We start from the raw sequence: 23811 nt of genomic DNA, 5'->3' as shown, positions 1-23811 counted from the left end.
CACTGACACACCCCCTGATCTGCGGCTCCGCCCCCGGGCCCGGCTCACTCCTCTTCCTGAGCCTCCGCGTCCTGGGCCTTCTGCGCGATGTCGCCCAGCACCTTCGCGGGGCTGCCGCCCGGCTCCACGGCCCGGCCGACGTTCGCCCTGATCTCCTCGCTCACCGTTCCCCACGAGGTCTTGTTCACGGGCGGCAGCAGCGAGGTGGGCAGCTCGACCAGGAACTCCTTGAGGTCCGCGTGGTCGGGGTCCTGCTCCATGGCCTCGGACGCGGTCACGGTCGGCGGCAGCAGATCGTTCTGCGAGGCGAAGTCCAGCACGTTCTTGTCGGTGAAGAGGAAGTTGAAGAACTTCCCGATCTCCTCGCGGTGCTCCCGCTTCTTGAAGCCCATGATCCAGTCGGCCACGCCCACCGCGGCCTTGGGCTTGCCCTTCTTGCCGGGCACCGGGACCTTGCCCAGCTCGATCCCGGCCTTCTCGGCCTCCTTCAGCAGCGAGGGGTGGCCGTTGAGCATCCCGACCTCACCCTTGGTGAAGGCGGCGAACGCCTGCTTGCGGTTGAGTTTGCTGGGCGGAACGGGGCCGACGAGCCCGGGCTCGACCAGGTTGGACCGCACCCACTCCAGCGTCTCCCGGTTCTCCTCGGAGTCGATCGAGTAGCTGCCGCCCGGCTCCACGAAACCGTTGCTGTCGCCGCCGAGCAGCCACATCATCGTCTCGATCTGGGCCTCTTCCGGGCCGAGCGGCAGCGCGTACGGATAGCTGACCCCGGCATCCTTCAACTGTTCCGCTGCGGAACGGAGTTCGTCCCAGGTGGTGGGCGGATTCTCCACGCCCGCGCCGGCGAACAGCTTCTTGTTGTAGAAGAGCACTCGCGTCGACGCGGTGAACGGCAGTCCGTACTGCACCCGCCGCTGTTCTCCGGCGTCGGCGAGCGGGCGCAGGAAGTTCGACTGCACCGGTATGGAAAGGAGTTGGTCCGCGCTGTAGAGCTTGTCGCCCGCCGCGTAGTCGGCGTACGGGCCGATCTGCGCGATGTCGGGCTCCTTGCCCTCCTTGACCAGTTGGGCGACTTTGCGGTCGATGCCGGTCCAGGGCTCGATGGTCACACGGACATCGATTCCTTCGTGCTTGGACTCGAAGTCCTTGGCGAGGTTGTCCCAGTAAGTCTTGCTGCTCTGGCCCCCGTTGACGTCGTAGTCGGCGGCGATCAGCGTGAGGGTGACATCGCCGGACGAACCGGTTGATGTGCCGCACCCGGTGAGAGCGATCGTCGTTCCCAGTGCGGCCAGCGCCGCCGTAAGACTCGCGTAGTGACGCTGCAAAACTCTTCTCCCACTGTGCAGTTCGCGTTTCCCTGCGGCAAGTAGCCATGTTCTCAACCGGGATGAGCAGCGATTTTCCACCATGGGGCCTTCAGTGGTCCATGCCACCTGGTCTCACTTCTGCAACGGCTGAGGTGCAGCGTTCCTGTTGAACGGGGCGATGGTGGGCGCCATTGCCCGGATGTGTCCGGGCCTGCTAAGCACGTCTCGACACGAATGAGTCAGGTGTCTGTCCGAATACACGTGTACGCGCGAGGAGCGGAGCACATGTCCCATACGGCGGAAGAAATAGCCACCCAGCCCGAGTGCTGGCGCCGGGCCGTCCGGGCCGCGGCGGATTTCGACGGATTTCCCCGGGCGGGGGAACGGGTCGCCGTCACCGGGTGCGGCACCTCCTGGTTCATGGCGATCGCGTACGCGGCGCTGCGGGAGGCCGCGGGGCAGGGCGAGACGGACGCGTTCGCCTCCTCGGAGTTCCCCGTCGGGCGGCGCTACGACCGGGTGGTGGCGATCACCCGGTCCGGGACCACCACCGAGGTGCTGGAGCTGCTGGAGCGGCTCAAGGGGGCGACGCCGACCCTGGCGCTCACCGCGGACCCGGCCACGCCGGTGATGACCGCGGCGGACGCGGTCGCGGTCCTGGACTGGGCGGACGAGGAGTCCGTCGTCCAGACCCGGTTCGCCACGACCGCGCTCGCGTTCCTGCGGGCGGGGCTCGGGGAGATCCCCGGGGTCAAGCCGGTCGCCGAGGCCGCGGCGGACGCGGAGCGGGCGGTGGCGGAGCCGCTGCCGGACGAGGTGGTGGCGGCGGAGCAGTGGACGTTCCTGGGGCAGGGCTGGACCTACGGTCTCGCGCTGGAGGCGGGGCTGAAGATGCGGGAGGCCGCCGGGGCGTGGACGGAGGCGTATCCGGCGATGGAGTACCGGCACGGGCCGATCTCGATCACCGGGCCGGGGCGGGTGGCGTGGGTCTTCGGTGAGGTGCCGGAGGGGCTGGCGGACGAGGTCGCCCGGGTCGGGGGCGATCTGGTCGCCCACGCCCCCGCCGACCCCCTCGCCGCGCTGATCCGCGCCCAGCGCCTCGCGGTCGCCCTCGCCGAGTCCCGCGGCTTCGACCCCGACCGCCCGAGGAACCTCACCCGGAGCGTGATCCTGTCCTAGCGGTACGCCTCCGGCGCGGGCACCCACGCGGAATCAGCCCCTCAGGTGCCGGCCCCGACGGTCGCCCGGGACGGCCCCGCACCCCCCGCCACGGGGTGCCGGGATCACCCGGTGCGGATGCGTTACGGCAGGTGTGGGGCTCGGGTAAGGGCCGCGTGGGGGTTTGTACGGGAGGGCAACAATCCCGGCTAGTGGACTAGACCTTTCGCCCCCTCTCGCGACAGACTGTCCACGTGAGACACGTCATCGCCCTCGATGTGGGCGGCACCGGCATGAAGGCCGCCCTCATCGGGCCGGACGGAGCCCTCCTCCATGAGGCCCGCCGCGCCACCGGGCGCGCCCGCGGGGCCGATGCCGTCGTGCAGTCCATCATCGACTTCGCCGCCGACCTCCGCGCCTACGGGCAGCAGCACCTCGGAGAGACCGCCCGTGCCGCCGGGGTCGCCATCCCCGGCATCGTCGACCCCGACGCCGGCATCGCGGTCTACGCCGCCAACCTCGGCTGGCGTGACGTGCCCCTGCGCGATCTGCTCGCCCAGCGCCTCGACGGCATCCCCGTCGCCCTCGGCCACGACGTCCGCACCGGCGGTCTCGCCGAGGGCCGCATCGGCGCGGGCCAGGGCGCCGACCGCTTTCTCTTCGTACCGCTCGGCACCGGCATCGCCGGAGCCATCGGCATCGGCGGAGCCATCGAGGCCGGGGCCCACGGCTACGCGGGCGAGATCGGCCATGTCGTCATCCGCCCCGACGGCCCCGACTGCGGCTGCGGCCAGCGCGGCTGTCTGGAAACACTCGCCTCCGCCGCCGCCGTCTCCCGCGCCTGGGCCGAGGCCAGCGGGGACCCGGAGGCCGACGCCGCCGACTGCGCCAAGGCCGTCGCCTCCGGCGACCCCCGCGCCCGTGCCGTCTGGCACGACGCGGTGGACGCCCTCGCCGCCGGACTGGTCACCGCCCTCACCCTCCTGGACCCCCGCACCCTGATCATCGGTGGTGGTCTGGCGGAGGCGGGGGACATCTTGTTCACGCCCCTGAGGGCCGCCGTCGAGGAGCGCGTCACGTTCCAGAAGGTGCCCTCCATCGTCCCGGCAGCCCTCGGGGACACCGCAGGGTGCCTGGGCGCGGGGCTGCTCGCCTGGGATCTGATCACCACCGACTCGGAGGTAACCGCCTAATGGCCGCACGCGCCGCACTCGCCGACAGCGCCGCACGCGCCGACTGCACCGTCCTCACCGGAGCCCGGGTGGTCCTGCCGACCGGGACCGTGGAGAACGGCCGGCTGATCGTGGACGGTACGAAGATCGCCGGTGCGGCGCCCGAGCACGCGCCGACCCGAGATCTCTCCGGTCACTGGATCGTCCCCGGCTTCGTGGACCTCCACAACCACGGCGGCGGCGGCGCCTCCTTCACCGGCGGCACCGCCGAGGACGTGCTGCGCGGCGTCCGCACCCACCGCGAGCACGGCACCACCACCCTGGTCGCCTCCCTCGTCACCGCCGGGACGGACTTCCTCGCCCAGCGCGCGGGCACCCTCTCCGAGATCGTTGAGCAGGGCGACCTCGCGGGCATCCACTTCGAGGGCCCGTTCATCTCCCCCTGCCGCAAGGGCGCCCACAGCGAGGAACTGCTGCGCCACCCCGAGCCCGCCGAGGTCCGCAAGCTGCTCGACGCCGCGCGCGGCACCGCCCGGATGGTCACGCTCGCGACCGAGCTGCCCGGCGGCATCGACTCCGTGCGGCTGCTCGCCGAACACGGCGTGATCGCCGCCGTCGGCCACACGGACGCCACCTACGAACAGACCGTCGAGGCCATCGACGCGGGCGCCACCGTGGCCACGCACCTCTTCAACGCGATGCCCCCGCTCGGCCACCGCGCCCCGGGCCCCATCGCCGCCCTCCTGGAGGACGAGCGGGTCACCGTCGAGCTGATCAACGACGGCACCCACCTCCACCCCGCCGCCCTGGAGCTGGCCTTCCACCGCGCGGGCGCCCACCGGGTCGCGTTCATCACCGACGCCATGGACGCGGCGGGCTTCGGCGACGGCCGCTACCAGCTCGGCCCGCTCGCCGTCGATGTCGTCGACGGGGTCGCCCGCCTGGTCGAGGGCGGTTCGATCGCGGGCTCCACGCTCACCCTGGACACCGCCTTCCGGCGCGCCGCCACCGTCGACCGCATCCCGGTCGAGGACATCGTCCAGGCCATCTCCGCCAACCCCGCGAGACTCCTCGGCGTCGACGATACCGTCGGTTCGCTGGAGCCCGGGAAGAACGCCGACCTCGTCGTTCTGGACGAGGAGTTCCGCCTCAAGGGTGTGATGCGCCAGGGCGCCTGGGTCGTCGAACCCCCCGCGTAGGCACCCACCCGTTCCCGGACGGGAACACCCCGTGTGACGAACGGCAGGGCGGCTGGTTCAGGGTCTGGGCCAACCGCCTTCCGTTTGGCATGATCAGGACGGTACGAGCACGGGGCGGCCGGTCCGGCCGGAAGGGGGCGCACGGTGATCCTGACGGTCACACTCAACACCGCCCTCGACATCACCTACACCGTCGACGGCCTCGCCCCGCACACCAGCCACCGGGTCGGCGAGGTCACCGAACGCCCCGGCGGCAAGGGCCTCAACGTGGCCCGGGTCCTGGCCGCGCTCGGCCGGGAAACCGTCGTCACCGGCTTCGCGGGCGGCGCCGTCGGCTCTGTGCTGCGCGGACTCCTCGCCCCCCTCGGCCCCCGCGACGCGCTCGTCCCCATCGCCGGGAACACCCGTCGCACCATCGCCGTCGTCGACTCCGTCTCCGGGGACACCACCCAGCTCAACGAGCCGGGGCCGGTCATCTCCCCCGGTGAGTGGGCCGCCCTGCTCGACACCTACACCGCCCTGCTGCGGGAGGCGGGCGCGGTCGCCCTCTGCGGCAGCCTGCCGCCCGGGGTCCATGTCGGCGCCTACGCCGACCTCGTCCGCCGGGCCCGCGCCGCCGGGGTCCCCGTGCTGCTCGACACCAGCGGCGAACCGCTGCGCCGGGGCATCGCGGCCCGCCCCGACCTGGTCAAACCCAACGCCGACGAACTCGCCGGGCTCACCGGCGCCCGGGAGCCCCTGCGCGCGGGCCGGGACGCCCGCCGCCGGGGCGCGCACACGGTGGTCGCCTCCCTCGGCCCGGAGGGCCTGCTCGCCACCACCCCCGACGGCGTCTGGTGGGCCACCCCGCCCTCCCCCGTGCGCGGCAACCCGACGGGCGCGGGCGACTCCGCCGTCGCCGCGCTGCTGGCCGGTCTCGTCGACGGGCTGCCCTGGCCCCGCCGCCTCGCCCACGCGGTCGCCCTCTCGGCGGCGACCGTCCTCGCCCCGGCGGCGGGCGAGTTCGACCGGGACGCGTACGACGGACTGCTGCCGCTCGTCCGGGTGACGGAACACGCGGCAGCGGCGTGACGGAGCGGGCGGCGGCGGGATGAGCGCGCGGACGGCTGTGGCATGACAGCGCGGGCGGCCCGGTACCGATCGACGGCCTCCGGGACAACCACCCGCGCATTCCGCCCCGTTCGCCCCGATATATCGCCCGTTCCGGCCGATAGGGACCCCGTGTGCCCTGCCGCACCGCCCGCTTCCGCCGGTACGCGCCTCGTTCCCGCGGGTGCGCCTCCCGTCCGCCCCGGCGCCTCCCCGCACAGGGCCGGGAACGGGAGCGGACGTCCGCACCGGCCGTGTCCCGGAACGAACCCCGCACCCCCGGGCCGTACCACGGACCCGGTGTCGTACGGAAAGTGAGAAGACCGCACCATGCCGCTCGTCAGCACCGCCGAACTCGTCTCCGCCGCCACCGCCGAGAACCGCGCCACAGCCGCCTTCAACGTCATCACCCTGGAGCACGCGGAGGCCATCGCCGCCGGCGCCGAACAAGCGGGCACGCCCGCGATCCTCCAGATCTCCGAGAACGCCGTCCGCTTCCACGGCGGCCGGCTCTCCGCGATAGCCGCGGCCACCGCCGCCGTCGCCCGCGCCTCCACCGCGCCGCTCGCGCTCCACCTCGACCACGTGGTCTCGCTCGACCTGCTGCACGCGGCGGCGGACGAGGGCTTCGGCTCGGTGATGTTCGACGCGTCGAAACTCCCGTACCAGGAGAATGTCCGGGTCACCGCCGAGGCCGTGGCCTGGGGCCGCGCGCACGGCATCTGGATCGAGGCCGAACTGGGCCGCGTCGGCGGCAAGGAGGGCGAGGCGCCGCTCGGTGCCCACACCCCCGGAGTGCGCACCGACCCCGCCGAGGCCGCCGCCTACGCCGAGGCCACCGGGGTCGACGCCCTCGCGGTCGCCGTCGGCTCCTCCCACGCCATGACCGAGCGGACCGCGTCCCTCGACCACGCGCTGATCGCCCGGCTGCGCCGGTCCGTCCCCGTCCCGCTGGTGCTCCACGGCTCGTCCGGGGTGCCGGACGCCGAGATCCGCGCGGCGGTGGCCGCCGGAATGGCCAAGATCAATGTGGGGACGGCGCTGAACACGGCGTTCACCGGCTCGGTGCGGGAGTTCCTGGCGGCGGACGGTCGCTCGGTCGACCCCCGGAAGTATCTGGCCCCGGCGCGCACGGCGATGGCGGGGACCGTGGCGGACTTCCTGGGGCTGCTGCGCCCCTGAGCCCGGTGGCCCGGGCCTCGGGGGCACATGCCCCGGGGCCCCGGCCCCGCGGGCCCCGGGCTCAGCCCTGGCGGTGTCCCGCCTCCAGCCAGACCTGGCTGAGCAGGACGTCGCAGGTGTCGCCCTCCTCGCAGGAGATCTTCAGATCGTTCTTCCCCTTCTGGAGATTGGTGTGCGACCAGGTGTAGGTCCAGGTCTCCCAGTCGCCCTCCTTCGCACCGGCGAAGTTGTTCATCCGTATGTCGCGCGGGGGGTCGCTGTTGACGGTGAGTGAGGGGTTGGAGTCCTTGCCGGGAACGCTGTAGGTGACGTGCAGGGTGTAGGGCCCGGCCTCCGCGACGTCCACCGACCAACTGGCCGAGCCGCCGACCCCGTTGAACTTCACATAGCCGCCGCCGGTGCCCTTGGAGCCCTTGACGCTGTTCTCCGCCGTGGCCGGTCCGCCCAGCCGGAGTGTCGCCGCGTCCTCCTTGGGCAGCCCCGCGGGCCTGGACGCCGACGGCTTCTCGTCCTTCGGCTCGTCCTTCGGCTCCTCCGGCGGGCTGGGCGCACCCGAGGCGCTGTTCGTGGCGACGGGCTGCTTGTCGCCGTCCGCCTCGTTCTTGCCGTTGTTGTTGATCACGGCGGCCGTGATGCCCGCGACCACGGCCACGACCACGGCGATCGCCGCTATCAGCAGCGCCTTGGTGTTGGGGCCCCGGCCCCGGCCGCCGCCGGGCTGCGGCGGAGCGGGGCGGGTGGGCGCGCCGCCCGGGTAGGTCTCGGGCGCGGCGTACTGCGGGTGCGGCTGGCCGTACTGCTGCTGCCCGTACGCCTGCTGCGGGGGCTGCTGGTGCGCGGCGTGGTGGCCGCCGCCGTAGGTCCGCTCGCCGACCGCGCGGACGTGGTTGTAGGAGGTGCGCGGGACTCCCGGCTGAGGTGTTCCGGGCCCCGGGTAGCCATAGCCCCGGCCGCGACCGGAGGGCGATGCGGCGCCTGCCGCGTTCCCGTCCTCGTACAGATACCCGAACGGATCGTCGTCCTCGGGCGTGCTCGCGCCGTTGTTACCGGCCGCCGTCATCCCTGGTCCCTCCTCACCTTCGTCAGCCCTACGCCGACCCCGGCGAGCCTACCCGGTTCGGATGAAGCGGCTGAGGGGCGTTGACCGCTCCCGCCGCGATCGTCACAAGACCAGGACATGACAGGGAGCGGGGTCGGGTGACGGGGAAAAGGGCTGGTGGGGCCCGGGGCGCGGGTCAGGGTTCAGCCCGCGCGCCGGTGGACCTTGGAGCGGGACCGCTTCTCCACATACATCCGCTGGTCGGCGGATTTCAGCACCTCTTCGACGGACATTCCGCAACTCGCCCAGCTGATGCCGAAGCTGGCGCCCACCTTGACCGCCCGGCCGTCCACCCGGATCGGCAGGACGATGGCGCTCCGCAGCCGTACGGCGAGATCCGCGGCGTCCGCCGTGCCGAGGCCGTCGGCGAGGACGACGAACTCGTCACCGCCGAGCCGGGCGACGGTGTCCCCGTCCCGTACGCCGGTGGTGAGCCGGTGGGCGACCTCGACCAGGACGGCGTCCCCGGTCTGGTGCCCGAAGCGGTCGTTGATGGACTTGAAGCCGTCGAGATCGCAGAAGAGGACGGCGAGGCCCTTGGTGCCGTCGTCGACCTCGTCGTCGGGGGCGACCACGTGCACATGGTGGTCGTACACGGTCCCGGCGGGGCCGAAGTCGAACCCCTCGGCGTTGAAGAGCGCCCCGGTCTCGGCGTCGTAGACGGTGTCGCCCGGGTCGGGGACCGCGTCCCGGGCGGCGAGGGGCCGCTCGCAGAGCCGGGCGCTGAGCCGGGCCCGCAGCTCCGCGCTGTTGGGCAGCCCGGTGAGCGCGTCGTGCGAGGCGCGGTGCGCGAGCGCCAGCTCATGGCGTTTGCGGTCCTCGATGTCCTCGACGTGGGTGAGGAGGAAACGGGGCCCGTCGGCGGTGTCCGCGACGACGGAGTTGCGCAGCGAGACCCAGAGGTAGCTGCCGTCGCGGCGGCCGAGGCGCAGTTCGGCCCGGCCGCCCTCGGCGGAGGTGCGCAGCAGGGTGCCGATGTCCTCGGGGTGGACGAGGTCGGCGAAGGAGTAGCGCCGCATCGCGGACGCGGGGCGGCCGAGCAGCCGGCACAGGGCGTCGTTGGCGCGCAGCAGCCTGCCGTGCTGGTCGCCGCCCATCTCGGCGATGGCCATCCCGCTGGGGGCGTACTCGAACGCCTGCCGGAACGACTCCTCGCTGGCGCGCAGGGCCTGCTGCTCGCGTTCCAGCCGGACCAGGGCGCGTTGCATGTTTGCTCGCAAACGCGCGTTGCTGATCGCGATGGCCGCCTGGGAGGCGTACATCTGGAGCGCTTCCTGTCCCCAGGGGCCGGGGCGGCGGCCGTTGCGGGGGCGGTCGACGGAGATGACGCCGAGGAGTTCGCGTCCGCCGCCGGTGCTGAACATGGGCGCGTAGAGGCGGTCGGCGGGGTGCCACTCGTCCTCGAAGCGGGGTTCGGGGCCCTCGGTGTGCCACTGGGGCACATCGTCCTCGATGAGCACCCAGCCCTCGGCGTGCGGGATGAAACGCAGCTCGCCCCAGGACTCGCCCATGGAGAGCCGGCGGTCCCAGGCGTCGCGGGGGCCGACCCGGCCGGTCATCAGGGCCTCGGCGGCGGCGCTTCCGGCGAAGGCCGCGACGACGAGGTCGCCGTCGGGGCGTACGAGGTTGACGCACGCCAGCTCGTAGCCGAGGCCCGACACGACGCCGTCGGCGACGGTCTGGAGTGTGTCGGCCAGGCTACGGGCGGTGTTGAGGTCCGCGACCACCTTGTGCAGCTGCCGCAGGGTCGCAAGACGGACGTAGGGCTCCGACTCGGTCTCCATGCTCGCTCTCCCCGAGACCTCGACAGCAGACTCCAGTGGTTCTTCGGCGTTCTTCTGGTTGGTTCGTGTTGCGCTTTCCCGGCCACTGAATCACAGCGAGCTGTCCACCCGGTACACAGGGTCAACAAATAAGCCTCTCTGTGACTCAAGTCACATGAGATGATCAAATCTCCGGGGGATGGCCCCGTTGGGCGGGGTGGACGCCGACCGTGCACCCGGCGTGTACCCGAACGCAAATCGGGCCCTCGGCGGCCCCGGCCCGGCCCGCGTCCGGCTGGCGTTCGGCCCTTGTCCGGCCGTGGCCGCGTCGTGGTCCTAGGACCACCCTCGTCCCTTGGCCCGATGCGGGGAGTGCCGCGGCGCGGTTAGCGTTCCCCTGTGTATCAGACGACCAGCGACTCCCCGGCCTCCGGATCTCCCTCCGCGCCTCCGCTCCTCCATGCTGAGGGGGTGAGCAACGAGGAGTTCCGCGCCGCCCTCGCCCGGCTGGCGGCGGGGGTGGTCCTGGTGACCGCGCACGACCCCGACGCCGGTGCGCGGGGCGAGGACGTCGGCATGACGGCGACCGCGTTCGTCTCGGTCTCGCTGGAGCCGCCGCTGGTGCTGGTGAGTCTGCGGGAAGGTTCCCGCATGGACGACCTCCTCGCGGAGCAGCCGCACTGGGGCGTCTCCCTCCTCGCCGAGAACCAGCGCCACATCGCGGGCCGCTTCGCGATGAAGGGCCGGGTGAGCGACCGCCTCCTCTTCGCGGACGTCCCCCACACCCCGGGCCCCCTGACCGGCGCCCCCCTCATCGGCGGCGCCCTCGCCACCCTGGAGTGCCGCACCGAACAGCGTGTCCCCGCGGGCGACCACACCCTCGTCATCGGCCGCGTCCTCGCCGCGGACCTCACCCCCGCCGACGACGGCCCTCTGACGTATTTCCGCGGCAAGTACCGGCGTCTGGGCTGACGCGCGGCGGCCGTGCGCCGCCGCGCCGGTCCGTCATGGGCGCAGCAGCCGTACGAACACCCTGGCGCCGTTGTGGAACCGCACCGTCACCCCGGTGTGGTCGGCCCGCGCGTCCTCGCGGACGGACCACCGCTCGACCCTCTCGATCTCGGGGCACGCGGCCCCGGCCAGCAGCCCGGCGAGCCATGCCTCGGGCCCGTCCCCGGGGGTGGGGGCGGCTGTGAACGGGGTGCCGTGCACCGGCTCGTCCGTGAACCCGTCGTGCTTCGCCCCATCGGGGAGCTGGCCGACGATCCCCCACCGCGAGTTCCCCGCCGGCGCGGTGACCACCAGTCCGCACGGTGGCCCGTCCTCGCCCTCCTCGGCCGCCGTCCCGGCCCGCGAGACCGACGGGTCCTGCCCCGCCAGCCCGATGACATACGCCTGAAAACGCTGGGGCCGCACCCGGGCCGCCTCTCGTCTCGTCTGTCGTGTTCAGCCATCCGCCGTGCTCAGCCACCGGGGAAGCGTCCGGGCGATGGAGGACCGGCAAGCTGGTCGAGCAGGTCCATGCCGGGACAGTAGAAGTGTGCCGAGCGGGCGGCAAGCAAGCCCGGAGGTAAGGCCCTTGGAGAGTGACGGGCGGCCGTCGGGTTGACGGACTGGGGCGGGGTTCAGCCCCAGTCGCGTCCCGAGCGGCCCCGCTTGGTATCCGAGCGCTGGCGCTTCTCCCGCAGGCGGCGTTCGTTGAGGCCGCGGGGGACACGGGTGGGGCGCCGGGGTGCGGGCGGTGGGGCCGTGGCCTCGGCGAGGAGGGCGGCGAGACGGACGGCGGCGGTCTCGCGGTTGCGCCACTGGGAGCGGTGCTCCGAGGCGCGGACCGCGATCACCCCGCCGACCAGGCGGTTCGCCAGACGGTCGAGGGCGCGCTCCTTCCACACCGCGGGCAGCGCCTCGGTGTGGGCGAGGTCGAACCGCAGCTCGACCTGGGAGTCACTGGTGTTGACATGCTGGCCGCCGGGCCCGGACGACCTGGAGAAGCGCCAGATCAGCTCGGCCTCCGGGAGACAGACCGAGCCTCGGATGACATAGGGACCGGACATGCCCCTATGGTCCCGTGTCCGAGATGTTCATGTCATCTCGGTTTCACGGGAAACCAAAGATCTTCTCCGGGAACGGGGGCGGAACGGGGGCGGGGCCCGGTACTCGGCTCAGTCCGCTCAGTCCGCGTCGGCGGGGCGCTCGGCGCCGTACAGCCAGACGTCCCACACCGCGTCCAGGCTCCGCCCCGCCGCACGTTCCGCGTACGCGGTGAAGTCCTCCGTCGACGCGTTCCCGTGCCGGTGCTCCGCCGCCCAGCCGCGCAGGACGCGGAAGAAGACGGCGTCCCCCACGGCCCGCCGCACCCGGTGCAGCACCATCGCGCCCCGCCCGTACACCGGCGCGTCGAAGAGACGGGCGGCGGAGGGCGGTTCGGCGGGCGGGAAGGCCCAGTTGGCGCGGTCGGCGAACGCCTTGTCGAAGCTCCGGCGGACCGGGACGCCCTCGTTCTCCTCGGCCCACAGCCACTCCGCGTAGGTGGCGAAGCCCTCGTTGAGCCAGATGTCCCGCCAGCTCCTCGGGGTGACCGAGTCGCCGTACCACTGGTGGGCGAGTTCGTGCACCACGGTCAGAGGGGTGTAGTCGCCCACCGGGAACACCGGCCGGGACTGGGTCTCCAACGCGTACCCGACCATGTCGTCGGGGACCACGATCGCTCCGGCGGCGGCGAACGGATACGGGCCGAAGACCCGTTCCGCCCAGCTCAGGAACGCGGGGATACGCGCGGACAGCCGCCGGGTCGCGGCCCGGTCGGCGGCGGGCGCCACGGCGGTGACGAGTGGCAGCCCCGTGCCGGTCCGGGACCGGGTGAGCGCATACGGGCCGATCGCCAGCGTCGCGAGATACGTGGCCATCGGCTCCGGGGAGCGCCAGACGAAGGTGGTGCGGGCACCGCGGGTGGTCTCGCGGGCCAGGACGCCGTTGGAGACGGCCTTCAGCCCGCGGGGCACGGTGACCGTGAGTTCCTGACTCGCCTTGTCCACGGGGTGGTGATTGCCGGGGAACCAGGTCATCGACCCCGCGGGCTCCCCGACCGCGAGCGCCCCCGCCCGGGGGTCGGTGAGCCAGCCCTCCCGGGAGCCGTCCGCGTCGGTGAGGGCGCGCGGGGTGCCGCTGTAGCGGACGACGGTACGGAAGAGGGCGCCCTCGCCGAGGGGCGCGCGCGGACGGACGATCAGTTCGTCCCCCGAGCGGCGGGCCGTGGCCGGGGCCCCGTCGACGGTGACCTCCGAGACCGTCAGCCGGTCCAGATCCAGATGGAACGAGCCGAGCCCGGCGGTCGCGCGCGCCAGGATCTCGGCCGTGCCCTCGATGTGCCGTCGCCGCGGGTCGTACTCCAGGGCGAGGCGGTAGTGGCGGACGTCGTAGCCGCCGTTGCCGAGCCGGGGGAACAGCCGGTCGCCGACGCCCGCGCCGCCCTCCCGCCCCTGGACACCGCCGCCCCCGCCCCCGCCCCCGCCGCCGGTGCACCCCGCGAGCAGGGCCAGCGCCAGGGCGGCGGGCGTGAGCGTGCGTGCGAGACGTGCGAGACCTGCGGTGCGCGTGGTGCGCGCGGTGCGCGTACGGGGTGACGCGGAGGGTGACCGGCCCACGCGGCGATCCTAGGCGCGCGGGCCGCCCGTGCGAAGGGTGCCGCGAGGGCAGGCTGCCGCCGACGGGGCGCCGGCGGTCAGCGGGGCGTCGGCGGCAGCGGGACGGCGGCCGGTGGGGCGACGGCCCGCGGCGGGGGTGCCGTCGGCGGTGGGGTGGCGGCCGGTGGCGCGGGCGCTGTCGGCGGTGGGGTGGCGGCGGTCAGCGGTTCAGGGCCGCGATGCCCGCCTTCGCGAACTCCTCGTCCTGGGCGCCGCTGGGCGCGCCCGCCACGCCGATACCCGCGATCGGTGCGCCCTTGACCTGCACCGGGGCACCGCCCGGCAGGAAGAGGGTGCCCGGGATGTCCTTCAGCGTCGGGGCCGACTCCAGACGCTTGACCAGCTCGGAGGTGGGCGCGTTCCAGGAGACCGCGGTGAACGCCTTCTTCTCGGCGGACTCGTACGACTGCGGGCCCGCGCCGTTGCCGCGCAGGGTCACCAGGGTGTTGCCGTTGCGGTCGACCACCGCGACCGACACCCGCTGACCGGCCCGCTCGGCGGCGTCCAGGGTGGCCTGCGCGGCCCTCGACGCGGCGTCGACGGTGAGGTGCGTGGTCTGCTGGAGGTGGCGGCTGGAGGTGTCGGACGTGACCGCCGCACGCGACTCGGCCGCCGGGGCGGAGGCGTTCGCGCTGACCGCGCCGAAGGTTCCGGCGCTGAGCGCGACGGCGACGGCGGTGCCGGTGAGGACGCGGGCCCGGGTGGAGAGCTTCTTCATGATCGTTCACTCCTGGCTGGGTGGCGGAGGGGTGGGTGACACCGGGGGTCGGTGACCTTCTGGAACGATCCTCGGCCCGTTCCCCGCCCCGTACGGTCGGCGTACCGGCTCCCCCGCGCAGGCATGATGGTGGAGCGCCGGGTCGGCCGAATGGCTGATGCGCCCGGGGTCCGGACAGGTGAGGATCGACAGAGGACCCAGGTCCCCGGAGGGCTCCGGGGAGCCGTCGGGCCGTGCCCCGCCCCGGACCGGGGCGCGCGAGACCCAGCAGGAGAGCCAGGAGAGCAGAGCGATGTCCCACCCCCCTCGGCCCGCCGCGGCGGGCCCGGACATGGCTCCGCCCGCCGGGGGCACCCATGGCGCCGACCGCGACGACCGCCGTCTCGACGCGGTCATGAACACCGCGTTCATCGCCCTGCTCGCCGCCGCCCTGAGCCGCTTCCTGACCAACCACTGGGGCAGTGCCGAGGCGCCCTTCGTGATCGGTCTGAGCGCCGCGCTCGCCGTGCTCCAGCTCGCCGGGCAGCACCCGGCGGTCCGCGCCCGCCCCGGGACGGAACGGCTCCGCTTCGCGCTGGTCGTCGGCTGCTGGGCGGTCACCGTCGCCCTCGCCCCCAGCTTCGCCTGGTGCGCCGTCCCGCTCATCTACACGGGGCTGCGCTCCCTGCCCACCCGCGCCGCCGTCGCCCTCGTCGCCGTGGTCTGCGTCTGGGTCGTGATCGCCGAGTACCGTCTCAGCCAGGCGTTCGACCCCATACTCTTCCTGCTGCCGCCCGTGGTCGCGGCGCTCGCCACCGCCGTCTTCGTCCATATGCGCCGCCAGGCCGACCGGCTGCGCGCGCTGATCGACGATCTGATCCGCACCCGCCGGGAGCTGGCCGCCACCGAACGGCGCGAAGGCACCCTGGCCGAGCGGCAGCGCCTCTCCATGGAGATCCACGACACCCTGGCACAGAGCCTGTCCAGCCAGCAGATGCTGCTCCAGGCCGCCGAACGGCTGTGGGACGCGGACCCGGCGCGGTCCCGGGAGCATGTCCGCACCGCCGAGTCGATCGCCGAGCGCAGCCTCGTCGAGGCCCGGCGCTTCGTCCACGACCTGGCCCCCGCCGATCTCGCGGAGGGCGGCGGGCTCGCGCAGGCGCTGCGGGCGCTCGCCGGGCGGGAGTCCACCGACGCGCTGCGGGTCCGCTTCCATCTGGAAGGGACGGCCGTGGCCCTGCCGGACCAGGCGCAGTCGGCGCTGCTGCGGATCGCCCAGGGCGCGCTCGCGAACGTACGGGAGCACGCGGACGCGTCGGACGCCGCGCTGACCCTCAGCCATCTGGACGACCAGGTCGTCCTGGACATCGCCGACAACGGCGGCGGCTTCGTCCCGGCGGAGGTCGCCGCCCCCGGCGCGCGCGGCCATGGGCTGGCCGCGATGCGGGCCCGGGTGCGGCAGCTCGGCGGCACGCTGACGGTCGAGTCGGCGCCGGGTGAGGGCACGGTCGTCTCGGCGGCGGTGCCGCTGGGGCGGAGCACCGACCACCCCCACCCGGACCCGGCCCCCACTTCGGACGCCGCTCCGGCTCCCGCCCCGGAGGCCGCCCCGGGCCCGGACCGTTCCCAGGAGGACCGATGACCGCCGTACGCATCCTGCTCTGCGACGACCACGCCGTCGTCCGCGCCGGGCTGCTCGCGCTGCTCGGCAGCGAACCCGATATCGAGGTCGTCGGGGAGGCGGGCAGCGGTGAGGAGGCGGTGGCGATGGCGGCCAAGCTGAGACCCGCCGTGGTCCTCATGGACCTCCAGCTCGGCGAGGGCATCGACGGTGTCGAGGCCACCCGCCGGATCGCCGCACTGGAGGTCCATGTGCTGGTGCTGACCACCTATGACACGGACGCCGACATCACCCGCGCCATCGAGGCGGGCGCGACGGGCTATCTGCTGAAGGCGGAGCGCCCCGAGGAGCTGTTCGCCGCGATCCGGGCGGCGGCCCAGGGGCGTACAGCCCTGTCCGCGCCGGTCGCCACCCGGGTGATGGACCGGATGCGGGGCGGGGGCCGCCCCTCCCTCACCGAGCGGGAGCTGGACATCCTCGGACAGCTCGCCCGGGGCCTCGGCAACCGGGAGATCGCCCGCGCGCTCTTCATCAGCGAGGCGACGGTAAAGACCCATCTCGGCCGGATCTATGCCAAGTTGGGCGTCGACACCCGGGCGGGCGCCGTCTCCGTCGCGAAGGAACAGCGGCTGCTGTCCTGAGGGCCGTGGAGCCGGTGCGGAGCGCGCGGGCCATGGCGGCGCGGTCGGCCTTACGGCTCCGTACGCCGCGCACAGCGGACGAGCGCACGGCGCGCACCCCGTCCGGCAGCGCTGCCGACGCCCCGGCCGTGCCGGGAAAAGCCGGTGCGGCCTGGGCGTTCTCCAGTGAGACTCACCGTATGAACCTCAGGATCGACCGCATCAACTCCGAAGGACTCCATCCCACCCCCGGCTATCACCACGTCACCGTCGTGGAGGCCGGACGTACCGCTTATCTCGCCGGTCAGTGCCCGCTCGACCCCACCGGCGCCGTCGTCGGACTCGGCGATCTGGGCCGCCAGATCGACCAGATCGCGGCGAACGCCCATGCCGCGCTGGCCGTCGTGGGTGCCCGTCCCGAAGATGTGATCCGTACCGTGATCTATGTGGTCAGCACCGATGTCGAGGTGCTGGCTGACGCGTGGCGACGGCTCAACAGCTCGGTCGTCGGCGCCGCGTTCACCAGCGCGAGCACCCTGCTGGGGGTGGCCCAGCTCGGCTTCCCCGGCCAGCTCATAGAAGTCGACTTCACGGCCGCGCTGCCCGACTGAGCCACCGTTCCCTCCGTATCCCTCTCCGTCTCCCGGTGTCCCTCGGTATTCCTCCGTATGCGCCGTGCCCCGGAAGAAGGGCGTCGGACCGGGTCAGATCCGGTCGAGCAGCAGGGCCGGACCCACCGCTTCGGGGGGACGCACCTCATGGACCACCGGCGTCTCCCGCACCCCGATGACCAGCCGCCAGCCCGGCCCGTCGCCGAGGACGAAGCGGTCGCGGGGTATCCGGACGCCCAGGGTCCCGTCGTAGAAGCGATGGGCGGCGTCCGGGTCCCCGGAGGTGTGCAGCGCGCGCAGCGGGGCGCCGGGGGTGCCCGGCGGGAAGGTCCAGCCGGTGAACTCCCGCGCCTCCCAGAGCGAGACCGCCGCCCCGTACGGGTCGACCAGGGTCGTCATCCGGCCCTGGTCGCCCGCGTCGAACGGCGGCACCACGAGCCGGGCCCCGGCGGCGACGGCGGCCTCGGCCCCGCGTCCGGCGTCGGCGACCGCGAGGTAGTGGGCGATGTGCGGTTCGGTGCCCGGCGGATAGACCGGCGCGGACAGATCGCTCACCCCGCCGATCCGGTACGGCCCCACCGAGATCTTGGTGGCGCGTCGCCAGTCGTTCTCGTCCACGGCGAACCGCCACCCCAGCGCCGTGCCGAAGAACGCGGCGGCACCGGCCGGGTCATGGGTCTTGAGATCCAGCCAGCAGAACCCGTCCACGGTGTCGTTCACGGCGACCCGCTCCTCTCCTCGTACCTCTGGTGATCCCGTGCCTTCGGCGATCCCCGTACCCCTGGCGATCCCGTACCTCCGGCGATCCCCGTACCGCTGGTGATCGCTCTCCGTCCGGCTGTCGTACCCCGCCCGGTCGGCGGGGCGCAAAAGCTTTCGGGAGCGCTCTGCCACCTTCGGGGGTGCTCTGCCACCGGGGCAGCGACTTTCGATGACGGCGGGCGCACCGGTCGTCTCCATCGGCGGATACGAAGGGGGACACCGGGATGCGACGTCGGACGGACGCGGCGACCGGCTCCGGAACGGGAGGGTGATGTCTGTCGACGGGGTGCCGCGGGGGTGCCACGGGGAGCGACGGCGAAAAGCGGGAGGGCACGATGGGGACGACGGCCACGGGGGCGGCGGACAGGGGCGCCACGTCGGACGAGGGGGATCCGGTCGTGGAGATCGGCCTGCGGGTGTCGGGCGTCCTGGGCGCGGCCTGGGGCGCGGTGCCCGACGGCGGCGACATCATCGGCACCGAGCAGTTGCTGATGGCGATCGCCGGGACCAAGTCCCCCGCGGGCCGGGCGCTCATCGCGTCGGGGGCGACGCTCGCCGCCCAGTCGGCCGTGGTCACCGCCCGTGAGACCGGCGACACTCCGGGCACCGGGAGTGAGGTGTGGGAGAGCGGGGACGACCGTGACGCGAGTGTCCCCTCGACGGAGGTACTGGGTGACGACGGCGACACGGGCCGCCGACTCTCCGGCGCGGCGGCGCGCGCCCTCGTCGCGGCGCTGGAACGGGCCCGGCGGGAGGGCGCCGCGAAGCTCACCGCCGAGCATGTGCTGCGGGGGCTGCTGGCCGACGGGGAGAGCCGGGCCACGGAGACGCTGCGGATCTGCCACACCTCGCCCGAACGGGTCGCGCGGCGGCTGGACGGGGGCGACCCGGGGCCGGAGGACGACGGTCTCGACCAGGCCCTGTGGCCGACGCGGGACCTGCTGCTCCGCCGGGAGCGGCCCCGTGACGCCCCGTTCTTCGAGGGGCTCGTCCTGAAGCTGGCCAAGGGCGGCAACATGGCGCGGCTGCCCGCGTACTGGATCACGCTGGACTGCCGGGAGCAGGCCCGGAGGCTGGCCCAGCCGAAGGGGACCGAGCACGTTCTGCTCTCCGTGCTCGCCACCCATGAAGTCGCCCTGGCCTACCCGCACATGGCGTACGCGGACACCGACGATGCGGCGGAGCGCTTCGCGGGCGGCGCCCGGCTGCTCGCCCGGGGGCTCGACTACGCGCTGGTCCGCCAGGCGCTGGAGGACCGCCCCGAACTGGGGGAGGACGACCGGGACGCCGATGCCTGTCTGGACGGGGTCGTCGAGCGCGACGGCGGGACCGGCCCGCTGGTGGACGCGCTGCTGCGGGGTGACACCCGGGCCCGTCGGCTGCTGGAACTGCTGCTCGGCGACGACAGCGAGGACGAGAGGGGCGACGAGGCGCGGGATTGGGCCGACGACCTGGCCGAAGGCGCGATCGTGAGTACGGAGGCGGTTTCGGCGGCGGGTTCCGGAAGCGGTGGGGCTGTGGAGGGAACCATCGCGGCGGTGGAATCCATCCTCAACGGTGGCATCGGCCTGGCCAGGCGGGTGGGCCGGACCCTGTTCGACACCTTGAACTGAACGGGACGGGACGGGTGGGACGGGTGGGGCGGAAGGGGGGGGGCGAGCCGTTCGCGCGTCCGCCCGTTCCGGCCGCCGCCCCGGACCCGACCGCATGACCGATCGCATGACCGACCGCATGGCTTGACGCACGACCGTACGCGCGCATGACCGCGTGGACGACCGCACGACGGACGCAAGGGGAACCACTCACGTGAAGCGCCGCACCTCCATACGCCTCTCCGCGATCGCCGCAGCCGCGGGTACGGCGCTGTTCGCCGGGGCGGCGCCCGCACCGGCCGCACCCGCTCCAGGTCCGTCGGACGTGGTGCGGTCCCAGGGCCACCACCCGGGTTCCCTCGCCCAACTGCGCCCGATCGCCGAGCTGTCCGCCGACCGGCTGGCCACGGCGGACCTGGTCGCCGCGTCCAAGTGGGGCACGGACAAGCCGATCGACGACCCCGAGCGGGAGCGGATCGTGCTCGACACGGTGCGGAAACAGGCGCTGGAGGCGGGCGCCGACCCCGAGGAGACCGTGCGGATCTTCCGCGATCAGATCGAGGCGAACAAGCTGGTCCAGCGGGGTCTGTACCGGCTGTGGACAGCCGATCCGGCCAAGGCCCCGGTCGAGCGACCCGACCTTTCTCAGGTGCGCGAGGAGATCAACCGCATCAACACCGCTCTGGTGCGGGCGATCGCGGACTCGGAGAACGCACGCTCCTCGGCGCACTGCCGTGGCGTTCTCGCCGTCTCCGCGTTCCAGGTGCGTCAGGAGAAGGGGCTCGACCGGCTGCACACGAGGGGACTGCTGCGGGCTGTTCCGTCGGTGTGCGCGGGTGACGACGACTGATCTCCCGTCCGTCGCCCGGCAGTGGTCCGGGGCCCTCCTTCCTTGGGCCCCGGACCACTGTCTTTTCGCTCTCGACGGCCGGCCCGCTCCGGCCGTTGACATGTCTTCAACGAGGGTTTTCCACAGGGGATTCGGGTTGCTTGACGGTCCGGATGCGCCGCTGAATCATCGTGTGTGTCCGGGCTCCAGGGATCGGGGGATCTTCCGCTCCGGGGGCGTGGGCGACGGTACGGCCTGTACGCACGGACTGGAGGAGCCTGCCCCATGACGACCCCGACACCCGAGCGCCAACCGCTGTTCATCGCCGGTGAGTACGGTGAGGGCACCGGCGGCGGGAGTTTCGCCGTCATCAGTCCCGCGACCGGTGAGCGGGTCGGGACGCTGCCGCTGCCCTCGGCCGAGGACCTCGACACCGCCGTGGCGGCGGCACACACCGCCCAGCGCGCCTGGGCCGCCGTGAATGTGTGGGAGCGGGCCGCCGTCTGCCACCGCGTCGCCGACGAGATCGACGCGCGCCGGGCGGAGCTGGCCCGGTTGCAGACGCTGGAGCAGGGCAAGCCGCTGGCCGAGTCGATCGCCGATGTCACCGAGGCCGCGCAGCTCTTCCGGCTGCACGCCGAGGACGCCGTACGGCTCGGCGGCGAGACCCTGCCCTCCCGCGACGGCTCCAAGCGGATGTTCACCTTCCATCGCCCGGTGGGCACCTGGGGGATCATCACGCCCTGGAACTTCCCGCTGCTGATGTTCGCCGAGTTCGCCGCCCCCGGGCTCGCCACGGGGAACGCCGTGCTGGTGAAGCCCCCGGCGCACACCCCGCTCACCGTGCTGCGGGCCATGGAGGCGCTGGTCGCGGCCGGGCTGCCCCGGGGGCTGGTCAGCGTGCTGCCCGGCGAGGGCGATTTCGGTGACGCGCTGGTGCGCCACCCGGGCATCCACGCCATCGGGTTCATCGGCTCCTCCGCCACCGGGGCGAAGATCGCGGCGGCGGCCGGGCTGAAGCGCTCCCTGATGGAGTGCTCGGGCAACGGCCCGCTGGTGGTCCTCGCCGACGCCGACGTGGACGCGGCGGCGAAAGCGGCTGTCGACGGGGCCTATCCCTGTGCCGGACAGGTGTGCTGTGCCACCGAGCGGGTCGTCGTCCACACCGAGGTCCACGACGCGTTCGTGGCGGCGGTGCTGCGCGAGTCGGAGCGGGTGGTGCTCGGCGACCCACTGGCCGAGGGGACGGTGCTCGGCCCGCTCAACAACGAGGCGGTGGCCCGGAAGATGGACCGCCATGTCGCCGACGCGCGCGAGCGCGGGGCGGATGTGCTGCTCGGCGGCGGGCGCCGGGCCGGGATGCCCACCGACCTCTACTACGAGTTCACCGTCGTGGACGGGGTGCCTGAGGACAGCCTGCTGGCGAAGGAGGAGTCCTTCGGACCCGTCGTCCCGATCATCACCGGACGGGACGAGGACGATCTGCTGCGGATAGCCAACGACGACGCCCTCGGCCTCCAGGGCGCGGTCTTCACCCGCAGCATGACGTCCGCCTTCCGCTTCATCGAGGAGATGGAGGTCGGACAGGTCATCGTGAACGAGACCAACAACTGGTGGGACATCAATATGCCGTTCGGGGGCGCCGGGGCCCGGTCCACCGGCTGGGGCCGCATCGGTGGCAAGTGGACGCTGCTCGACATGACCGACACCCGGACCGGGGTGATCAGTCTGTAGCCCGCTCCACAGGGGCGCCCGCCGGGCCCGCCGGGATGTCCGGCACGGTGCTCCCCGAAGCCCCCGAAGCCCCCGAAGCCCCCGAAGCCCCCGAAGCCCCCGAGGCATCCGGAGATCCCGGGGCCCGCAGGGCGTCGGCGGGCGCGGTGCGGCGCGGGCGCAGGCCGAACCAGTAGGTGATCAGGAAGCCCGCCGCGTAGCCGGTGAGCAGCCCGCCGCCGTAGACGGCGAGCGACGTCAGCGGCGAGCCGCCGCCGTGGAGAAGGGGGAAGAGCGCCCAGCCGGAGGGGCCGATCGCGGTCGCGCCCACCGGGTGGCCCAGCGAGTGGAAGAGCCCGACGAAGGCACCGCCGAAGGCCCCGCCCACGCACGCCGTCACAAAGGGGCGGCCCAGCGGCAGCGAGACTCCGTAGATCAAGGGCTCCCCGACGCCCAGCAGCCCGGCGGGGAGCGCCGAGCGGATGGTGGAGCGCAGGGCGCGGTCCTGCGGCAGCCGCAGATAGACGGCGACCGCCGCGCCGACCTGGCCCGCGCCCGCCATCGCCAGGATCGGCAGCAGCACGGTGTGGCCGTACTGCTCGATCAGCGTGGCATGGATCGGGATCAGCGCCTGATGCAGCCCCAGCATCACCAGAGGGAGGAAGAGCCCACCGAGGACGAACCCCGCGACCGCGCCGCCGCCGGAGAGCAGCGCCTGTGCGGCGGTGCCGATGGCGCGGGAGACCGCGCCCGCCGCGAACATCAGCCCGTAGACGGTGGCGAGCCCCGCGACCAGCACCGTCACCGCCGGGGTCACCAGGACGTCGAGGACGTCCGGGAGTCTGCGGCGGCACGCCTTCTCCACCTGCACGGCGAGCACGGCGGCGGCGAGGGCGCCGAGGACTCCGCCCTGGCCGGGGGAGAGCCGCTGGCCGAAGACCTCGATCTTCTCCACCCCGGGGAAGACCACGATCGCCCCGACCACCCCGCCCAGCACCGGGGTGCCGCCGAACTCCCGGGCGGCGCTCCAGCCCACGAAGACCGGAAGGAGCGTCATGAAGCCACCCGCCAGCGCGGCGATCACCGGGGTGAGGCCGGGCAGCAGACCGAGGTTGACCAGGACACCGCCGAGCCCGGCGAGGATGCCGCAGCCGATCAGGGCGGGGATCAGCGGGACGAAGACCCCGGCGATCCGCCGCAGCAGGAGTTTTCCGGGGGTCGCGTTGCGGGCCTTCCGCGCGGCCCGCAGCGCCGCGCCCCGCCGGGCGACCGCCCCGCCGGACGCCTCCTCGGGAGCACCGTGCGCCGCCTGTGACGCCTGCGCCGCCCGTGATCCAGGCGCCACCTGCGGGACCTGCGATGTCTGCGGCTCCTGCGGTGCCTCCGGCCCCCGTGCCCCCGGGGTGGCCGGCTGCGGGGACGCGGCGGCCCGGGTCAGCAGTGCCTCGAACTCCGGGGCGACCCGGGCGACCGTCCCCGGCCCCAGGACGATCTGGTACGTGTCGCCGCCCCCGACCACCCCCAGGACGGCGGGGAGCGCCCGTAGCTCCGCCTCCCGTACGGCGGACCGGTCCCGCAGCCCCAGCCGCAGCCGGGTCATGCAGTGGGCGACGGAGGAGACGTTCGCCGCGCCGCCGACGAGCGGAAGGATCGCGGCGGCGATGGCGTGGTGGGGGGTGTCGGCCATGGTGCGGTGCCTCGCTGTGCTGGGTGG

At 73.4% G+C, this 23811-nt stretch carries 21 protein-coding genes; 12 read left to right on the top strand and 9 right to left on the bottom strand.

Annotation, left to right across the window (positions count from 1 at the left end; genetic code table 11):
• Nucleotides 1-44: 44 nt before the first annotated feature.
• Nucleotides 45-1325: an ABC transporter substrate-binding protein gene (locus CRV15_RS12195; RefSeq protein ID WP_003953460.1), complete on the bottom strand. Its 1281-nt coding sequence runs from the start codon at nucleotides 1323-1325 to the stop codon at nucleotides 45-47.
• Between the two features lie 267 nt (nucleotides 1326-1592).
• On the opposite strand from CRV15_RS12195, the gene CRV15_RS12190 reads away from it, so the two are divergent.
• The 5 genes from CRV15_RS12190 (at nucleotide 1593) to CRV15_RS12170 (ending at nucleotide 7107) form a co-directional block, all read left to right on the top strand.
• Nucleotides 1593-2486, top strand: a complete 894-nt coding sequence (locus CRV15_RS12190; RefSeq protein WP_003961296.1) for an SIS domain-containing protein — start codon at nucleotides 1593-1595, stop codon at nucleotides 2484-2486.
• 233 nt (nucleotides 2487-2719) lie between these two features.
• The gene (locus tag CRV15_RS12185) at nucleotides 2720-3658 is read left to right on the top strand and encodes an ROK family protein (RefSeq protein WP_003953458.1); all 939 of its coding nucleotides are present in this window, start codon (nucleotides 2720-2722) and stop codon (nucleotides 3656-3658) included.
• The gene (nagA, locus tag CRV15_RS12180; protein WP_003953457.1) at nucleotides 3658-4836 is read left to right on the top strand and encodes an N-acetylglucosamine-6-phosphate deacetylase; all 1179 of its coding nucleotides are present in this window, start codon (nucleotides 3658-3660) and stop codon (nucleotides 4834-4836) included. The genes CRV15_RS12185 and nagA overlap by 1 nt, the downstream gene beginning before the upstream one ends.
• A gap of 144 nt (nucleotides 4837-4980) precedes the next feature.
• Nucleotides 4981-5907, top strand: coding sequence for a 1-phosphofructokinase family hexose kinase (locus tag CRV15_RS12175; RefSeq protein WP_003961297.1), 927 nt, complete (start codon nucleotides 4981-4983; stop codon nucleotides 5905-5907).
• A 348-nt stretch (nucleotides 5908-6255) separates the two neighbouring features.
• Nucleotides 6256-7107, top strand: coding sequence for a class II fructose-bisphosphate aldolase (locus CRV15_RS12170; RefSeq protein ID WP_003953454.1), 852 nt, complete (start codon nucleotides 6256-6258; stop codon nucleotides 7105-7107).
• 61 nt (nucleotides 7108-7168) lie between these two features.
• Here CRV15_RS12170 and CRV15_RS12165 read toward each other — a convergent pair whose 3' ends face one another.
• Nucleotides 7169-8167 carry a carbohydrate-binding protein gene (locus tag CRV15_RS12165; protein ID WP_003953453.1) on the bottom strand — a complete coding sequence of 333 codons (999 nt, stop codon included), beginning with the start codon at nucleotides 8165-8167 and terminating at the stop codon, nucleotides 7169-7171.
• Nucleotides 8168-8349: 182 nt separating this feature from the next.
• Nucleotides 8350-9990, bottom strand: coding sequence for a diguanylate cyclase CdgB (gene cdgB, locus CRV15_RS12160; RefSeq protein WP_003961298.1), 1641 nt, complete (start codon nucleotides 9988-9990; stop codon nucleotides 8350-8352).
• Between the two features lie 378 nt (nucleotides 9991-10368).
• On the opposite strand from cdgB, the gene CRV15_RS12155 reads away from it, so the two are divergent.
• Nucleotides 10369-10941 carry a flavin reductase family protein gene (locus CRV15_RS12155; RefSeq protein ID WP_003953451.1) on the top strand — a complete coding sequence of 191 codons (573 nt, stop codon included), beginning with the start codon at nucleotides 10369-10371 and terminating at the stop codon, nucleotides 10939-10941.
• Nucleotides 10942-10974: 33 nt separating this feature from the next.
• Here the strand turns inward: CRV15_RS12155 and CRV15_RS37405 are convergent, their stop codons facing one another.
• The 4 genes from CRV15_RS37405 to CRV15_RS12135 form a co-directional block, all read right to left on the bottom strand.
• Nucleotides 10975-11385: a hypothetical protein gene (locus CRV15_RS37405; RefSeq protein WP_003953450.1), complete on the bottom strand. Its 411-nt coding sequence runs from the start codon at nucleotides 11383-11385 to the stop codon at nucleotides 10975-10977.
• A gap of 209 nt (nucleotides 11386-11594) precedes the next feature.
• Nucleotides 11595-12023, bottom strand: a complete 429-nt coding sequence (gene arfB, locus CRV15_RS12145; RefSeq protein WP_003953449.1) for an alternative ribosome rescue aminoacyl-tRNA hydrolase ArfB — start codon at nucleotides 12021-12023, stop codon at nucleotides 11595-11597.
• A gap of 117 nt (nucleotides 12024-12140) precedes the next feature.
• Nucleotides 12141-13613, bottom strand: a complete 1473-nt coding sequence (locus CRV15_RS12140) for a M1 family metallopeptidase (RefSeq protein WP_003961299.1) — start codon at nucleotides 13611-13613, stop codon at nucleotides 12141-12143.
• Between the two features lie 199 nt (nucleotides 13614-13812).
• Nucleotides 13813-14370 (bottom strand): GlcG/HbpS family heme-binding protein, encoded by a 558-nt coding sequence (locus CRV15_RS12135; RefSeq protein ID WP_003953447.1) that lies wholly within the window; start codon nucleotides 14368-14370, stop codon nucleotides 13813-13815.
• A 292-nt stretch (nucleotides 14371-14662) separates the two neighbouring features.
• Between CRV15_RS12135 and CRV15_RS12130 the strand changes: the two genes are divergently transcribed.
• The 3 genes from CRV15_RS12130 (at nucleotide 14663) to CRV15_RS12120 (ending at nucleotide 17201) form a co-directional block, all read left to right on the top strand.
• Nucleotides 14663-15991: a sensor histidine kinase gene (locus tag CRV15_RS12130; protein WP_009997142.1), complete on the top strand. Its 1329-nt coding sequence runs from the start codon at nucleotides 14663-14665 to the stop codon at nucleotides 15989-15991.
• Nucleotides 15988-16611 carry a response regulator gene (locus CRV15_RS12125; RefSeq protein WP_003953445.1) on the top strand — a complete coding sequence of 208 codons (624 nt, stop codon included), beginning with the start codon at nucleotides 15988-15990 and terminating at the stop codon, nucleotides 16609-16611. Before CRV15_RS12130 ends, CRV15_RS12125 begins: the two co-directional genes overlap by 4 nt.
• Nucleotides 16612-16790: 179 nt before the next feature.
• Entirely contained in the window at nucleotides 16791-17201 is a 411-nt protein-coding gene (locus tag CRV15_RS12120; protein ID WP_009997144.1) for a RidA family protein, read from the top strand.
• Nucleotides 17202-17294: 93 nt separating this feature from the next.
• Here the strand turns inward: CRV15_RS12120 and CRV15_RS12115 are convergent, their stop codons facing one another.
• A complete protein-coding gene (locus CRV15_RS12115) occupies nucleotides 17295-17921 on the bottom strand; it encodes a VOC family protein (protein ID WP_009997146.1) in 627 nt (208 codons plus the stop codon).
• A 377-nt stretch (nucleotides 17922-18298) separates the two neighbouring features.
• Between CRV15_RS12115 and CRV15_RS12110 the strand changes: the two genes are divergently transcribed.
• The 3 genes from CRV15_RS12110 to CRV15_RS12100 all read left to right on the top strand — a co-directional run bounded on the left by CRV15_RS12110 (nucleotide 18299) and on the right by CRV15_RS12100 (nucleotide 22118).
• Nucleotides 18299-19576, top strand: coding sequence for a Clp protease N-terminal domain-containing protein (locus tag CRV15_RS12110; protein WP_003953442.1), 1278 nt, complete (start codon nucleotides 18299-18301; stop codon nucleotides 19574-19576).
• Nucleotides 19577-19769: 193 nt separating this feature from the next.
• Nucleotides 19770-20405, top strand: coding sequence for a gamma subclass chorismate mutase AroQ (gene aroQ, locus CRV15_RS12105; RefSeq protein WP_009997148.1), 636 nt, complete (start codon nucleotides 19770-19772; stop codon nucleotides 20403-20405).
• Nucleotides 20406-20669: 264 nt separating this feature from the next.
• The gene (locus tag CRV15_RS12100) at nucleotides 20670-22118 is read left to right on the top strand and encodes an aldehyde dehydrogenase family protein (protein WP_003961303.1); all 1449 of its coding nucleotides are present in this window, start codon (nucleotides 20670-20672) and stop codon (nucleotides 22116-22118) included.
• Here the strand turns inward: CRV15_RS12100 and CRV15_RS12095 are convergent.
• Complete coding sequence (locus CRV15_RS12095) at nucleotides 22108-23784, bottom strand: PTS transporter subunit EIIC (protein WP_003953439.1); 1677 nt, start codon at nucleotides 23782-23784, stop codon at nucleotides 22108-22110. The two genes, CRV15_RS12100 and CRV15_RS12095, sit on opposite strands and share 11 nt — an antisense overlap.
• Between the last annotated feature and the right edge of the window lie 27 nt (nucleotides 23785-23811).

It is taken from the genome of Streptomyces clavuligerus (assembly GCF_005519465.1).
Lineage (GTDB): Bacteria > Actinomycetota > Actinomycetes > Streptomycetales > Streptomycetaceae > Streptomyces > Streptomyces clavuligerus.
Note: the sequence above shows the minus strand (reverse complement) of the source record. Positions and strands in the feature narration are given on the sequence as shown.

Bases quoted from the DNA above. Each gene is read 5' to 3' on its own strand.
- CRV15_RS12190 (WP_003961296.1), top strand. From the start codon at position 1,593: ATGTCCCATACGGCGGAAGAAATAGCCACCCAGCCCGAGTGCTGGCGC.
- nagA (WP_003953457.1), top strand. From the start codon at position 3,658: ATGGCCGCACGCGCCGCACTCGCCGACAGCGCCGCACGCGCCGACTGC.
- CRV15_RS12170 (WP_003953454.1), top strand. From the start codon at position 6,256: ATGCCGCTCGTCAGCACCGCCGAACTCGTCTCCGCCGCCACCGCCGAG.
- CRV15_RS12165 (WP_003953453.1), bottom strand. From the start codon at position 8,167: ATGACGGCGGCCGGTAACAACGGCGCGAGCACGCCCGAGGACGACGAT.
- cdgB (WP_003961298.1), bottom strand. From the start codon at position 9,990: ATGGAGACCGAGTCGGAGCCCTACGTCCGTCTTGCGACCCTGCGGCAG.
- arfB (WP_003953449.1), bottom strand. From the start codon at position 12,023: ATGTCCGGTCCCTATGTCATCCGAGGCTCGGTCTGTCTCCCGGAGGCC.
- CRV15_RS12135 (WP_003953447.1), bottom strand. From the start codon at position 14,370: ATGAAGAAGCTCTCCACCCGGGCCCGCGTCCTCACCGGCACCGCCGTC.
- CRV15_RS12130 (WP_009997142.1), top strand. From the start codon at position 14,663: ATGTCCCACCCCCCTCGGCCCGCCGCGGCGGGCCCGGACATGGCTCCG.
- CRV15_RS12125 (WP_003953445.1), top strand. From the start codon at position 15,988: ATGACCGCCGTACGCATCCTGCTCTGCGACGACCACGCCGTCGTCCGC.
- CRV15_RS12120 (WP_009997144.1), top strand. From the start codon at position 16,791: ATGAACCTCAGGATCGACCGCATCAACTCCGAAGGACTCCATCCCACC.
- CRV15_RS12110 (WP_003953442.1), top strand. From the start codon at position 18,299: ATGGGGACGACGGCCACGGGGGCGGCGGACAGGGGCGCCACGTCGGAC.
- CRV15_RS12100 (WP_003961303.1), top strand. From the start codon at position 20,670: ATGACGACCCCGACACCCGAGCGCCAACCGCTGTTCATCGCCGGTGAG.
- CRV15_RS12095 (WP_003953439.1), bottom strand. From the start codon at position 23,784: ATGGCCGACACCCCCCACCACGCCATCGCCGCCGCGATCCTTCCGCTC.